The organism is Micromonospora jinlongensis (assembly GCF_013410645.1).
GTDB lineage: Bacteria > Actinomycetota > Actinomycetes > Mycobacteriales > Micromonosporaceae > Micromonospora > Micromonospora zamorensis.
The window spans coordinates 6,418,466-6,432,773 of record NZ_JACCHK010000001.1; the positions used below are offsets into that span (position 1 = coordinate 6,418,466).

Here is a 14,308-nt window from a genome sequence, read left to right on the forward strand (position 1 = left end):
GAGACGACGACGCGATCAGGAGACGGAGATGGTCCCGTTGCCCGCGCGGACGCAGGACACCGCTCGGGCGGCGGTGGTGGCGGCGCCGGCGAGGCACTGGCCGAGCACCTGGTGCCCGGCGGCGTTCGGGTGCCACGACTCCTGGCAGGTCTGGAAGTAGCTCACGCAGGTGTTCGCGATCCGCTGGATGTCGAGCTTGTCCTTGCCGGCGAGGCTGGTGACGAAGGTGCCGGTCGCGCCGTCCTGGAGCCGGATCGGAGTGGCCAGCGAGCCCGTCGGGCTGGTCGTCTGCTCGCAGAGCCGGGCACCGTTGAATGCCTGCTGCACGTTCAGGTACACCAGGTCGTTGGAAGGGAACTCGGCCGCCAGAGTGTCCCGGGTGGTCTTCACGATGGTCCCCAGGCCCTGCGAGAAGCGGTGCCCTGGCGCCAGGCTGGCCCGGTGGATCGGGCAGCCGGCCGCGTACCGCTCGGCACCCAGGTCGCGGAACTTGTCCCGGGTGTCGTCCCGGCTGTCCTCCTCGTGGAACTGCGGGTTCAGGTCCAGCGGCAGCGGGTTGGTGTAGTCCTGGAACACCACCCGGTGCTGCCCGTCCGCGTCCACCTGGTTCAGGGTGGTCAGCAGTTGGCGTACGGCGGCGATGGTCTCCGCGGTCGCGGCGCTGACCTGCGCGGCGGTGGCCAGGTCGGCGTCGCTGCACGGCTTCTGCTCCACCGGGCCGCCCAGGTACGCCCAGAACTCCCACCAGCCGGTCCACGCGTCGGCGATGAACCGGTTGGCGCACTTCTCCGCCACGCTGCCGAACGTGAACGAGCTGTTGTTGGAGCCCAGGCCGATCAGCACCAGGTCGATGTCCTGGGTCTGCGCGACGGCGCGGAGCTGGTCGATCTGCGCGGCCACCGTGCGGCCCTTCTCCCGGGCGGCGGAGGCGGTGGCGATGTCGCGTGGCTGGCCGCCGGAGCAGGCCAGGTTGAACCGGTTCTGGATGCCCGGCAGGTTGGCCTTGTTGAGCGAGGCGTTCGCGGATCGGTGGCAGAAGAAGGCGTTGTTGTTCGCCGCCGTCCAGCCGGGGAAGCCCTGGGCGACCCCGTTGACGTCGACCACCGGGGTGTACGCCCCGGCGCCCTCGCCGCTGATGAAGCTGTCCCCGAGTGCCACCGCGGCGGTGGGCAGCGCGGCGGACGCGGGTGCGGGCAGCGCGACGGCGGTCGACAGCGCGGCCATGGCGATCGTTAGTCCCGCGGCGAGCGCGGTACGGCGGAACCTGGGCATGGGGCCCCCATCCATCGAAAGATGAAAGATTCTCTGAGGGCGCGATCAGATCACCCCTGTGCGATGGGCGTCAATGGCCCGTAACAGAATCGTTCGATGAAAGACATGCGCGCGTAGGCGCACCGTGCGCCTCGCCGAGGCGGACCAGGAGTTTCGGGTGACCGCGGCCGTCGAGCACGCCGGCCTTCGCCGGGTGGCCGCGCCGAGTTACCTGCCGCTCAGATCGCCGCCGCGCTTCAGCACGGCCGCGCCGGCGGCGTTCAGGCCGACACCCCAGAGCAGCAGTACGCACAACCACTGCGCCCACCGCAGCACGGTCATGTCCCCCGAGAGCAGGTTGCGGACACTGCCGAACGGGGTGAGCCACGGCTGCGCCGGACGGAGGGCGTCCGCGGCGCCCAACAGCCCGAACAGGCCCAGCGGCAGGACGATCGTGGCGAGGAACGCGACCACTGTGGACCGCAGCAGCAGACCCAGCCCGGTGCCGACCAGGCCGGCGACGACCTGCACCAGCACGCTGCCCACCGCGACCGTGCCGGCGTGCCGCCACGGCTCGTCGGCGACCTCGGCCGGGGTGAGCGCCAGCGTCGCCGCGCAGATCAGCACCCCGACGACACCGATGACCACGGCCGGCAGCCCCACCGCGAGCACGCTGGGCAGGACCCGGGCGGAGCCGGGCGCCCGCCGCAGGTCGCGCACCAGCAGGATGCCGAAGAGCGGCGTCACGACCGACATCAGGCTCTGGACCGTCTCCGAGAGCGCCGCGAACGTCCGGTCGGCGGGAGCCGCCGCCGCCACCAGCGCCACCGCGCACAGCACACCCGCCAGCAGGGTGCCCACGAGCAGCCACCGCCGGGCGCGGGTGCCGAGGGAGCGTCGCAGGGCGTCACGTGTCGTCTCGTCCATCCCGGTCGCCTCCCGACGAATGCCCTCGACCAGCCGTGATCATGGGAGCGTACCGACGACGGTGCCTCTGCGTGGTCCCGTGATCACCCGCAGGCTGTTTCCTCGCTCACGTCCGGAGGCTCCCGCGCGGCGGGTCGCGCGGGCCCTCCGGGAGTTGTCCTAGCCTCGGGCTAGGCTCGCTGCGGCGCGCCACGCCGGCTGATGTCGCCGGTGACCGGCTGCACACCGCCGAGACCGGGGAGTACGACCAGTTGACCGCAGAGCCTGACACCCTGTACGGGGCCGATGACCTCACCCACCTTGAGGGGCTGGACGCTGTCCGCAAGCGGCCCGGCATGTACATCGGTTCCACCGACAGCCGTGGCGTGGGTCACCTCGTCAACGAGATCCTCGACAATTCCACCGACGAGGGTGTCGCCGGTCACGCCAGCACCGTCGAGGTGATCCTGCACGCCGACGGCTCGGTGCAGGTCGACGACGACGGCCGGGGCATCCCCACCGACGTGCACGCCAAGTCCGGCATCTCCGGCGTCGAGCTGGTGCTCACCCGGCTGCACGCTGGCGGCAAGTTCGGCGGCTCCGGCTACAAGACCTCCGGCGGCCTGCACGGCGTCGGCGCCTCGGCGGTCAACGCGCTGTCCCGCCGGTTCGACGTGACCGTCCGCCGGGCCGGAAAGATCCACGCGATGTCGTTCCGGCACGGCGTCCCGGGCATCTTCGACGGCGACGGGCCGGACGCGCCCTTCACCGCCGGCCCCGGGCTCCAGGTCGTCGGCGCGGTCAAGCGCGGCCAGCGCACCGGCACGTCGATCCGCTGGTGGCACGACGCCCGCTACTTCGAGACCGGCGCCGCGCTCGACGTCGAGGCGGTCCGCACCAAGCTGCGCAACACCGCCTTCCTGGTCCCCGGCGTGACCTACCTGTTGCGCGACCTGACCGGCGAGGCGCCCGCCGAGGAGCGGTTCCACTACCCCAACGGGCTCAGCGACATGGTGGAGTTCCTCGCCCCGGCCGGCGACCGGCCGGTCTCCGGCATCCTGCTGGTCAACGGCGAGGGCACCTACCGGGAGAACGCCGCCGACGCCAACGGCGTCATGCAGTCCAACGTGCAGCGGCGTGCCGAGGTCGAGGTGGCGTTCCGGTGGGGCACCGGCTACGAGCGCACCGTCGAGTGCTTCACCAACACCATCCGCAACGCGCACGGCGGCACCCACCGCAAGGGCTTCGAGCGGGCCCTCGTCCGCTCGCTCGCCGACGCGATCCGCAACACCCGCGGCCTGCTCAAGGCCAAGGAGGAGCCGCCCACCCTGGACGACGTCCTGGAGGGGATGACCGCTGTGGTGCACGTGCGGATCCCCGAGCCGCAGTTCACCTCGCAGACCAAGGACGAGCTTTCCACCACCGGCATCACCAAGGTTCTCCAGACGCTGGTCGACGCGCACGTCAAGGCCTGGCTGGAGGACCGGCGCACCAAGGCCGAGGCCCGCACGGTCCTCCAGAAGATCGTCGACGCGGCCCGGGTGCGGCTCACCCAGAAGCAGCAGAAGGACGCCGCCCGGCGCAAGACCGCCCTGGAGGGCGCGTCCATGCCGCCGAAGCTGGTCGACTGCCGGGCCACCGGCATCGACCGCAGTGAGCTGTTCATCGTGGAGGGGGACAGCGCCCTCGGGACGAGCCGCATGGCCCGATCCTCGGAATACCAGGCGCTGCTGCCGATCCGCGGCAAGATCCTCAACGTGCAGAAGGCCAACCTCCAGCAGGTTCTGGACAATGCCGAGTGCGCGGCGATCGTCCAGGTCCTCGGTGCCGGCTCGGGGCGCACGTTCGACCTCTCGGCACTGCGCTACGGCCGGGTGCTGATCATGGCCGACGCCGATGTGGACGGCGCGCACATCCGCACGCTGCTGATCACCCTCTTCGCCCGGTACATGCGCCCGCTGATCGAGGCCGGTCGGCTCTACGCCGCGATGCCGCCCCTGCACAAGATCACCACCAAGGGCCGCAGCCCGCAGACTGTCTACACCTACACCCAGGCCGAGATGGAGACGACGGTCCGCAAGCTGGAGAAGGCCGGCAAGCAGATCGTCACACCCATCCCGCGCTTCAAGGGTCTCGGTGAGATGGACGCCGACGAGCTGTGGGACACCACGATGAACCCGGCCACCCGCGCCGTACGCCGGATCACCCTCGACGACGTCGATGCCGCCGAACGCATCCTCGAACTGCTGATGGGCGAAAAGGTCGAGCCGCGCCGCAACTGGCTGATCGACTCCGCCGACCGCGTCGACCGGGATGCGATCGACGCATGAGCGCCCGTTCCGTTCCGATGGAGAGCTGAGTCATGGCACGCCGTAAGGAAAACAAGGTCGACCTCTCCTCGTTCGACCAGGCTGGCGCGCGGGTCTTCGACAACCCGCTGGTCACCGAGGTTTCCGACTCCTACCTGGAGTACGCGTTCTCGGTCATCCACTCCCGCGCGCTGCCCGACGCGCGTGACGGCCTCAAGCCCGTGCACCGGCGCATCCTCTGGTCGATGTACGAGCAGGGCTACCGCCCGGATCGCGGGCACGTGAAGTCTGCCCGAATTGTCGGGGACTGCTTCGTTGCCGGCACACTCGTCTCGACGCCCGACGGTTTGCGGGCCATTGAGGAGATCAAGGTCGGGGACCTCGTGCTGGACGGCGACGGAGTCTCCGTGCCGGTGACTGCTGTTTATCGGAATCCGGCCTCCGAACTCGTGCGCGTGACCTGGAGCAACGGGCACACCATGCTCGTCACGCCGGGCCAGCGCTTCCGCGTGGTCGCCGATGACCTTTCGGTTCAATGGGCGGAGGCTCGGGATCTCTCGGGGCGACTGGCATTGGCGTATGGCAGTCGCCGCAATGCGGTGTCGACGCCTGCCGGTGATGTCTACGACTATGTTCGCGGGCTGCTGGTGGCTGAGGGCTTCCCCGCCCATCGGTCTCGCGAAGCGGACGGCCGGGTCCGGATCCACATGTGTGACGTCGAGCCGCTGGATGTCGCTCACGGCTGGGCGGTCGCTAGTGGATTGAACGTCTCCAGAGGTAAGCGCGAGGCACGCAATCCTCTCCATCGCGACCAGCACATTCTGACCTTCAGCCGGCACGAGGGGCTGCTGGAGGCCACACGCCCGCTCAGCCGGGACAAGCACGTGCCGGGCGACATCGTCACGAACCGGTCGGCATGGGTGCCGTTCCTCGCCGGCTTCTTCGACGGGGACGGGTACGTCCGTAAGCGCTTCAGGGAGATCGTCTTCGTCAGCACGAGCGAGGTGCTGGTGCGGCAGATCTACGCCATGCTTGCCGACCTGGGGCTGCACGGGCACCACTGGACCAGCGGGCGCGCCTCCGCGGGTAATCCGCTTTTTGGTCTTTCGGTCAGCGGGCGGGACGCCGCGGACCTTGCCCGGTTATTGCTGCCCTGGGTGCGGATCGGATACAAGCACGACGGCTTGCAGCGGGTCGCCGAGATCGGCTACGAGTACAGCGGCAAGCAGGGCAACGACCGGTTACCGTACGGTCCGGTCATCGCGGAGTTCACGGCAGCGCATCAGGGCGGCGGGTGGTTCCGGGACCAGGACGGACAGGCGTTCCGTGACTCGCTCTCGGCGAGCGGTGGCCCGAAAGTGCGGTACGGCAAGGACCGCAACGGCGTTGCGCTCGCGGACCGGTCGTTCCAGTTGGAGCGGGCGGTACGAGACGGTTGGATCCACAAACTCCGCCGCCTTGGCTCACCGCTCGCTGCCCGGCTCGACGCGTTGGTCGGCAGTTCGTTCCTGCGGGTCACCTCGGTTGAGGCGGCTTCGCCCGATGTCACGTACGACATCCAGGTTGGCAGTGACGAGCACGCGTTCGTCGCCGAGGGCTTTGTCGTTCACAACTGCATGGGAAAGTACCATCCGCACGGCGACACGGCGATCTACGACGCCATGGTCCGCCTCGCGCAGGACTTCTCGCTCAACGTGCCCCTCATCGACGGGCATGGCAACTTTGGGTCTCCGGACGATGGACCGGCTGCCAGCCGTTACACCGAGGCCCGGATGTCCCGCGAGGCCATGCTGCTCGTCGGTGAGCTGGGCGAGGACACCGTCGACGTCGAGCCCAACTACGACGGGTCGCTGACCCAGCCGACAGTGCTGCCGGCCGCATTCCCCAACCTGCTGGTCAACGGCGCGTCCGGGATCGCGGTCGGGATGGCCACCAACATGATCCCGCACAACCTGGGCGAGGTCGTCTCGGCGGCCCGCTGGTTGATCAACCACCCGGACGCCACTCTGGACAAACTCATGGAGTTCGTCCCCGGCCCCGACCTGCCCACCGGCGGCGTGCTGCTCGGTCTGGACGAGGTGCGCCGGGCGTACGAGACCGGCCGCGGCGTGGTGCGGATGCGCGGCAAGGTGGAGATCGGCCCGATCGAGGGCAGCCGGGGTCGCCAGGCGATCACGGTGGTCGAGCTGCCCTACGGCGTCGGTGCGGAGAAGGTCATCGCGGCCATCACCAACGAGGTCACCAAGACCAAGCGGCTGACCGGCATCGCCGACGTCAAGGACCTTACCGACCGGGAGAGCGGCACCCGCCTCGTCGTCGAGTGCAAGGTGGGCGTCAACCCGCAGGCGCTGCTCGCCGACCTCTACCGGTTGACCCCGCTGGAGCAGTCGTTCGGCGTCAACAACCTGGTCCTGGACGGCGGTCAGCCGCGCACGCTGGGGTTGAAGGCGCTGCTGGAGGTCTTCCTGGCCCACCGGTACGAGGTGGTCACCCGGCGCACCTCGTACCGTCGGCGCAAGCGGCAGGAGCGGCTGCACCTGGTCGACGGTCTGCTGATCGCCCTGCTGGACATCGACGAGGTGGTCCGACTGATCCGGGGCAGCGACGACGCGCAGGCCGCGAAGGACGGGCTGATGAGCCGGTTCGGCCTGTCCGACATCCAGGCCACCTACATCCTGGACACTCCGCTGCGCCGGCTCACCAAGTTCGACCGGATCGAGCTGGAGACCGAGCAGGAGCGGCTGCGCTCCGAGATCGCCGAGCTGAGCAAGATCCTCGACGACGAGCGGGTGCTCAAGAAGGTGGTCTCCGACGAGCTGGCGGCCGTGGTCAAGCAGTTCGGCACCGAACGGCGTACGACGCTGGTCGACGGTGACCTCAAGGAGGTGCTGGCCGCGTCCGCGCCGGCCGGGCCGCTGGAGGTCACCGACGACCCGTGCCAGGTGATCCTCTCCGCGACCGGGCTGGTCGCCCGGACCGCGGCCGAGTCGGAGGAGAGCGCCGAGGGGCGTCGACGCAACGGCCGGGTCAAGCACGACACGGTACGCGCCATCGCGCACTCCACCGCCCGTGGTCGGGTGCTGTTGCTGACCAGTGCTGGCCGGGCCTTCAAGGTCGACGTCCTGCCGCTGCCGGTGTTGCCGGAGCAGGCCGGCACGGTGTCGCTGCGGGGCGGGATGTCCGCGGCCGAGCTGGTGCCGTTGGAGGCGGGGGAGACCGTCGTCGGCCTGGCCCCGCTGGGTGGGCAGGCGGAGGGCTCTCCGGGGCTGGCGCTGGGCACGCGGCAGGGCGTGGTGAAGATCTGTGCTCCGGAGTGGCCGGTGCGCTCCGACGAGTTCGAGGTGATCGGTCTGCGTGACGGTGACGAGGTGGTCGGGGCGACCTGGCTGACCGACGGCACCGAATCGCTCACGTTCGTCACGTCGGAGGCGTCGCTGTTGCGCTTCCCCGCCGGGCTGGTCCGTCCGCAGGGCCTCAAGGGCGGCGGGATGGCCGGCATCAACCTGCCGGCCGGTTCGCGGGTGGCGTTCTTCGGCGCGGTCCGCACCGACGACCCGGGGCATGGCGAGCCGATGGTGGTCACCTCCACCGGGGCGACGGTCAAGGTGACGCCGTTCAAGGCGTACCCCGCGAAGGGCCGGGCGACCGGCGGCGTGCGCGCGCACCGCTTCCTCAAGGGTGAGACGGATGTGGCCGTTGCCTGGGTGGGCCCGCGCCCGGTCGGCGCGACCGGCACCGGCGATCCGGTGGAGCTGCCGGCGGCAGACCCTCGCCGCGACGGCAGTGGTTTCGCGGTGATGCTCGGCCCAACGGTGGTGGGCCACCTCATCGAACGCGACTGACCCACCAACCCCGCCGCCCGCCGGAGCGTGCGGGGTGTCCCGACCTCAAGATCCGCGCAGCTTCGGGGAAGTTGCTGGCTCCGGCATGCCGCAGGCAGCACTTTCCCTGAAGCTGTGCGGATCTTGGCGTTCGAACCTCCGCACGACCATCCGGACCGGGTCCGCGCGCGGGGTATGGTGAGGGCTCTTGTCGTCGGTGATGGCCTGGGTGCGCCGCCAAGCACCTCTCACATGATCTTTCTTCTGTCCGGCGGAGTCGCCGGCGCGGCGTGAGCGCCGCCATCCGGGTTCGGCCAAGGCGTGAGCTGCGTGCCGCCCGCCGACCCCGCCAGCATCGCTGCTGGGGTCACCTGATCGCCGCCCCACTCTGGCCGCTGCACGGCGCGAACCTGGGCACCCTGCTGCGCACCTGCGACGCGGTCGGTGCCTGTCTGGCCGTGCCGCCGTTCCGGTGGGTGGACGAGGCTCTGGCCCGCGGCAACACCCTGCGCCGGCCGAGCTGCGTCCACCGGGTCGGCAGCCCGCTGCGGTGGTTGGCCGCCGAACGGGCTGCCGGCACCCGGATTCTCGGGGTGGAGCTGGCCGACGAGGCCGTCCGGCTCGGTGACCTGCCCGCCGCTCGGGGGCGCACCGTGGTGCTGCTCGGCCACGAGTCGACCGGCATCCCACCCGAGGCACTCGACCACCTGGACGCGGCCGTGGAGATTCCCATGGTCGGCCACGGCCACAGCCTGAACGTCGCCGTCGCCGGGTCGCTGGTCCTCTACAGACTCGCCGGCCTGCTGTAGAGCAGGCCGCGGCGGCGCCGACAACGTCAGGCGACGTTGACGGGGCGGAACTGCACGCTGACCCGGGGGCCGACGGGGCGGGCGGTCTTCGGGATGGCATGTTCCCAGGTGCGTTGGCAGGAGCCGCCCATCACGATCAGGTCGCCGTGGCCCACGGGGAAGCGCAGGCTGTCGCCACCGCCACGAGGGCGCAGGAGCAGGGGGCGGGGCGCGCCGAAGGAGACGATCGCGACGATGGTGTCGCTGTGCGCGGAGCGGCCGATGGTGTCGCCGTGCCAGGCCACGCTGTCCCGACCCGACCGGTAGAGGCACATGCCGGCGGTGACGAACGGCTCGCCCAGCTCCGGGGCGTAGTGCCGGGTCAGCTCCGCTCGTGCCGTGGTGAGCACGGGATGCGGCAGTTGCCGGTCGGGGTCGTACCAGCAGAGCAGGCGGGGCACGTCGACCTCGCTGTCGAACATGGTGCGCCGCTCGGCCCGCCAGGGGACCTCGGTGAGCAGGGTGTCGAGGACAGCGTCGGAGCCCTGCACCCAGCCGGGGAGGTGGTCGACCCAGGCGCCCCGGCTGAGCTGGTGCCGGCGGATCTGGCCGGGCAGCGGCCCCAGAGTTGGCCCGGCGTCGGCCAGGTCGAGCATCGACGGCTGGTAGGCGGCCTGCGTCATGCAACCACCCTAGCAGCACTTTCGTACACCCGTGCTATCGACGGACCGTTGGCGGTCAGCCGGTGACGGCGGCCGGGCGTACGGCGTCGAGCACCGCGTCCACGACCCGGGCCCGGCCCCGCCCGTCGACGGTGGACCAGGCCTTTCCGGCCAGCGTGGCGCGCCGCTGCGGTGAGCTGAGCAGCCCCAGCAGGGTCCGTGCCGCTGCCGCTCGGGTGGCCCGTCCGGCGACTCCGGTGGCGGTCAGCTCCGGCAACTCGCCGAGGCCGGCGGCGAGGCCGTTCCGCACCACCCGGGCGTACGACTCGCGTTGGTTGTCGACCACGCAGACCAGCGCGGCGGGTGCGCCGAGGCAGCAGAGTTCCCAGGTGGAGGTGCCGGCGGCGCTGACCACCAGGTCGGCTTCGGTGATCATGGTCGGTAGCGAGGTGGTGGGCGGGACCGGTCGGATGACCTGCCCACGCCCGGGGGTGACGTCCTCGACCTCCGCCTCGATCTCGGGTCGGCCGACGATGACAGTGAGGTCCATCGGGTGACCGGTGGCCACCAGCACGCGGGTCAGCACCGGGGCCGCGCCGACCGCGTCGGTGCCGCCGAAGAAGGCCAGCACCCGGGGTCGGCTGACCGCCGTGACGGGCGGGGGGACCGGCGGCCGGGCGGTGATCACGGAGTCGCGCAGAAGGGCGTACCCGCTGCCGGCGAGCAGCCGGCCGGGCAGCCCCGTCAGCTCCGCGCCGAAGTTCTGGTCGAGGTAGAGGTCGGCGACCTGGCCCCGGCTGTCCCCGTCGATCACGGCGAGGGTGAACACCCCGGCGGCGCGCAGGGCGCCCGCCCCGGCCGGGTCCAGCTCGTAGGAGTCGAGGACCATCACGTCCAGGTGGTGTCGGCGGGCCGCCTCGACCAGCTCGGCCGGCGAGTCCGGGCCCGGGTGCAGGGAGATGCCCCGCGCGGCGAGCTCCGCGGTCGCCCAGTCGAGTCGTTCGACGGTGCCGAGTACGGCCACGTGGGCGCCTCGGGCGAGGAACTCCTCGGCGAGCGCCAGGCAGCGGACGAGGTGGCCGACGCCCCGCCGTGGGCTGGCGTCGCAGCGCAACCCGACCCGCAGCGTGCTCAGGACTCCTCCAGGTGCTTCTGTCGGACGCCGGCGTTGAGCGCGCGCAGGTGGGGTTGCCCGTCGAGCCAGTCGGCGAGTTTGGCCAGCGGCACGCTGACGTCACCGAAGTGGTCGATGACCGCGTTGACCAGCGCCCAGTCCTGCTCGGTGTCGAGGGTCAGCCGCAGCGGGGAGCGGTCCGGGGTGAGCGTCACGCCGAGCACCCGGAACAGCTCCGGATGGGTGTACGCGTACGAGGTCACGTGCACCCGGTGGTGGTCGGTGGCGAGCTGGCCCAGGGTGCGGAGCGTCTCCGCTCGGATGATCTCGACGTCCAGTCCCCGGGGCAGGGTGCGGGCGATCGACGTGCTCGCGTAGTCCAGCCCGGGCACGGCCCGGTACACCGACGCGACCAGGGTGATGATCTCCGGGTCGAGCAGCGGGCAGTCCGCGGTGAACCGCATGACCGCGTCGCCCGGATGTGCCGCGAGCGCGCCCACGAACCGATCCAGGACGTCGTCGACCGGCCCGCGGTGACACGGCACGCCCAGCCGTTCGCACTCGGCCGCCACGGCGTCGTCGACCGGGTCGGTGCTGGTCGCGACCACCAGGTCGGCCAGGACACCGCTGTCGGAGGCGGCGCGCACCACCCGGCCCAGCACGGAACGCCCGGCGAGCGGGCGGAGCACCTTGCCGGGCAGCCGGGACGAGCCCATCCGAGCCTGCACGATGCCGACGATCCGCGGCCCGGCGCCGTCGGTCGCGCCCACCCCGGGCACCGGTACGCCGGTCACTGCTGTTCCTCAGACTTCGGGGCGAGCGCTGCGCTGGCCCGGCGTTTGGCGGCGCGGGCACCCCGCTTGGCCAGCCGGGCCGGGGTGATGGCGAGTCGGCCCACCCGGTAGCTGAGCGACCCGCTGAGCAGGCCGATCGTCGTCTCGGCCCGGCGCAGCGCGCGTTCCCGCGAGGTGAGCAGTTCCTCGGTCCACGCGGTCAGTGCGGTCAGCCGGGTGAGTTCCTCGCGCTGGCGCAGCCACGCCTCACGCAACTGCTGGTAGCTGCGCGCGCCCACCGGAGGGTCGGTCGGTGCGACGGCGTGCAACTCGGTGGCGAGGTCGACAGTGCCGTCGCGGTCCAGGCCGTGCAGCGCGGCGGCGACGGCGGCCTCGGTCTCCACCGCCTCGGTGACTGTCGCGCGGTCCAGGTCGTGGCCGGCGAGGCCGCCGAGCACCACGGTCAGACCCGCGACGTCGAGGGTGGATGACCACGGGTGGGCGTACCCACCGGTGAGCAGGGCCGCCGCGAACCGCCACAGCCCGCGCGCCAGCACCACGTCGGCGGGCAACGGGCTGGTGGCCCGCCAGCTCGGGTCGAGCACCGCGTAACGCCCGCCGTCGACCACCACGTTGTCGGTGCCGGCCAGCGCCGTCGCGCCGGCGATCCGGCCGTCGCCGTCGGCCTGGTCGGCGAGCCAGCCCGCGTACCCGTGCAGCAGCGTGCGCACTGTCGCCAGGTCGCGGCGCAGGGCCGCGTCGAGCAGCAGGGTACGCAGCAGCCGGCCGGACGGCACCGGCCCGGACAGCGCATCCGCGTCCCGGTACGCGGCCTCGCGGCTGGCGAACGGCGCGGCGGCCGGCACGTCCCGGTCGGTGGCGGCGGTGCGCCCCCAGCGCCACCCCGACGGGCCGTGCAGCACATCAAGCACGCCGCTGCCGGGACGCCCGGTCTGCATCAGCGCCACCGGCAGATCCCTGTCGGCGGCCGGCGTGGTGGGGTCGTCGGCGGGTCGGCGGGCGAGCACCAGCCAGCCCGGCGCGAGGTCGGCGGCGCGCCCGGCGTGCAGCGCGTCCACGGCCAGCCGGGCCGGGTCCTGAAGCACCGTGTCGCGGGTGTTGCCGCCGGCGCACGCGCCGTGCAGCACGGCGTCGAAGAGGCCGGAGCCGGTGTCCCGGTCGAGGTGGTCGGCGTCGAGCAGCGCCGTCGGGCTACCGGCGTGGGGGTACGCGGCCCAGCACGCGGCCGGGCGCAGCCCCACCTCGGTGAGCCGCTCGCGTAGCTGGTCCCGGTTGGCCGGGTGGCCGCGATCCAGGACGCCGCCGATCGTCCAGGCGGAATCGTCGCGGCCGGCGTACCAGGGGGTGGTGGCGACGAGTCGGTGCAGGCCGAGCGGGTTGTCCAGGCGCAGCAGCAGCGCGCCACCCGGTCGGACGGCGGCGACCAGTCGTGCCAGCACGCCGTCCCAGCCGAGTCGGACGCCCTCCACGGACTCCACCGGGTCCAGGCCGGCACCGGCGATCACCACGTCGTACGTCTCGTCGGCGGGAAGCCCGGTCGGGCCGCCCACCACCACATGGGCGGCTCTTGGAGCCAGCGCGACCGCGTCCGGGTGGCTGCGCAGCAGGCAGGTCACCTCGGCGTGACCGAGCTGGTCGAGCAGGGCAGGGTCGTGCGGGCCGGCCACCAGGACCCGGGCGCCGGGCGGCACGAGTCGGGCGGCGAGCGCGGCGAGGGGCCCACCGTCGGCCAACCGCTTCCGCGGCAGGTCGGACCAGGCGAGCATCTCGCCACCGGGCAGGGTGATCCGGCCGGAGGGTGCCGTCTCAGTCGTCACTGTCGTCCTCTTCCTCCTGCAGGTTCGCCCAACCGAGCAGCTCGCGCAGCTCGGCCGGCGTGCAGCGGTGGTCCGTGCCGAGCTCGGCGTGGGCGATCTGGACCGCGGTGGGCAGGTCGACCTCGGCGCCGTGCAGCTCCGGCCACTGCCGACGGATGCGGGCGGTGCCACCGAAGGTCGGGTCCTCATTGGAGAGGATCATCGGGTCGCCGTAGACGGCCGGTTCGCATCCCGCCGCGATGCCGTAGAAGATCGCGCTGGTCAACCGGTTGGATGCTACCCGCCGATGACGGCGCAGCTCGGTCAGTTGCTTGTCGAGGAACTCCGGGTCGGTGTCCTTCCACCAGTGCCCCCGGTAGCCGTGGCAGATTACCCGGAACCCGGCCCGCTCGTAGAGCCGGCGGACGTTGCGCATCCGGTACTCGTGCCAGTAGAGGCAGACCGTGACCGGGTCAGGCTCGGTGGCCTGGATCAGGGCGATCAACTTTCGGTGGTCGCCCTTCACGTGCTGGCCCTCCCAGCCGTGGAACGGGTACCAGATGGTGCCCTCCCGTTCCTCGGCCGGCGGGTCCTCGGGCCGCATCGCCAGCAGGTAGGCGAACGGCGCGCCGATGACGACCACGTTTCGCCGCCCCACCGACCAGGCCCGGCGGCGGGTCTGTTCCGACCAGAGCAGGCTGGGAGTGCGCTCGGCGTACGGGTGACCGGGTGCCAGGCCGTCACCGATGTTCCAGCCGTGCTGCACGTACCCGTTGATCCGTGGTGGGTGCCGGTCGCCGAGGCCGGCGTAGCGGGCCAGCACGTGGGCGTGGCCGTAGAAGTGGTTGGCGTGGTGCATCAGGTTCC

Annotated in this window: 10 protein-coding genes and 2 pseudogenes; 5 read left to right on the forward strand and 7 right to left on the reverse strand. The window is 71.7% G+C overall.

What is annotated here, in order from left to right:
* Nucleotides 1–15: 15 nt before the first annotated feature.
* Together HNR22_RS28935 and HNR22_RS28940 are read right to left on the reverse strand one after the other, a co-directional pair.
* Nucleotides 16–1,272 carry an SGNH/GDSL hydrolase family protein gene (locus tag HNR22_RS28935; protein WP_179783032.1) on the reverse strand — a complete coding sequence of 419 codons (1,257 nt, stop codon included), beginning with the start codon at nt 1,270–1,272 and terminating at the stop codon, nt 16–18.
* A gap of 207 nt (nt 1,273–1,479) precedes the next feature.
* Nucleotides 1,480–2,178 carry a hypothetical protein gene (locus HNR22_RS28940; protein ID WP_179783033.1) on the reverse strand — a complete coding sequence of 233 codons (699 nt, stop codon included), beginning with the start codon at nt 2,176–2,178 and terminating at the stop codon, nt 1,480–1,482.
* A 251-nt stretch (nt 2,179–2,429) separates the two neighbouring features.
* On the opposite strand from HNR22_RS28940, the gene HNR22_RS28945 reads away from it, so the two are divergent.
* The 5 genes and pseudogenes from HNR22_RS28945 (at nt 2,430) to HNR22_RS28955 (ending at nt 9,096) form a co-directional block, all read left to right on the forward strand.
* Nucleotides 2,430–4,487, forward strand: a complete 2,058-nt coding sequence (locus HNR22_RS28945; RefSeq protein WP_246381017.1) for a DNA gyrase/topoisomerase IV subunit B — start codon at nt 2,430–2,432, stop codon at nt 4,485–4,487.
* Nucleotides 4,488–4,519: 32 nt separating this feature from the next.
* Nucleotides 4,520–4,777: pseudogene (locus HNR22_RS31950) on the forward strand (DNA gyrase subunit A); the annotation flags it as partial.
* A 36-nt stretch (nt 4,778–4,813) separates the two neighbouring features.
* A pseudogene (locus tag HNR22_RS31955) lies at nt 4,814–5,575 on the forward strand (LAGLIDADG family homing endonuclease); the annotation flags it as partial.
* A gap of 249 nt (nt 5,576–5,824) precedes the next feature.
* Complete coding sequence (locus HNR22_RS28950) at nt 5,825–8,308, forward strand: DNA topoisomerase (ATP-hydrolyzing) (protein ID WP_343060056.1); 2,484 nt, start codon at nt 5,825–5,827, stop codon at nt 8,306–8,308.
* 269 nt (nt 8,309–8,577) lie between these two features.
* A complete protein-coding gene (locus HNR22_RS28955) occupies nt 8,578–9,096 on the forward strand; it encodes a TrmH family RNA methyltransferase (protein WP_179783035.1) in 519 nt (172 codons plus the stop codon).
* Nucleotides 9,097–9,122: 26 nt separating this feature from the next.
* On the opposite strand, the gene HNR22_RS28960 is transcribed toward HNR22_RS28955, so the two are convergent.
* From HNR22_RS28960 to HNR22_RS28980, 5 genes are read right to left on the reverse strand one after another with little or no spacing between them, the layout of a single operon-like run.
* Nucleotides 9,123–9,758, reverse strand: coding sequence for an alpha-ketoglutarate-dependent dioxygenase AlkB (locus HNR22_RS28960; RefSeq protein WP_179783036.1), 636 nt, complete (start codon nt 9,756–9,758; stop codon nt 9,123–9,125).
* A 55-nt stretch (nt 9,759–9,813) separates the two neighbouring features.
* Nucleotides 9,814–10,872 (reverse strand): PseG/SpsG family protein, encoded by a 1,059-nt coding sequence (locus HNR22_RS28965; RefSeq protein WP_179783763.1) that lies wholly within the window; start codon nt 10,870–10,872, stop codon nt 9,814–9,816.
* Nucleotides 10,869–11,621, reverse strand: a complete 753-nt coding sequence (locus HNR22_RS28970) for a cytidylyltransferase domain-containing protein (protein ID WP_343060057.1) — start codon at nt 11,619–11,621, stop codon at nt 10,869–10,871. Before HNR22_RS28970 ends, HNR22_RS28965 begins: the two co-directional genes overlap by 4 nt.
* A gap of 20 nt (nt 11,622–11,641) precedes the next feature.
* The gene (locus HNR22_RS28975; RefSeq protein ID WP_179783037.1) at nt 11,642–13,462 is read right to left on the reverse strand and encodes a class I SAM-dependent methyltransferase; all 1,821 of its coding nucleotides are present in this window, start codon (nt 13,460–13,462) and stop codon (nt 11,642–11,644) included.
* The gene (locus HNR22_RS28980; RefSeq protein ID WP_179783038.1) at nt 13,452–14,300 is read right to left on the reverse strand and encodes a hypothetical protein; all 849 of its coding nucleotides are present in this window, start codon (nt 14,298–14,300) and stop codon (nt 13,452–13,454) included. The genes HNR22_RS28975 and HNR22_RS28980 overlap by 11 nt, the downstream gene beginning before the upstream one ends.
* Nucleotides 14,301–14,308: the final 8 nt, after the last annotated feature.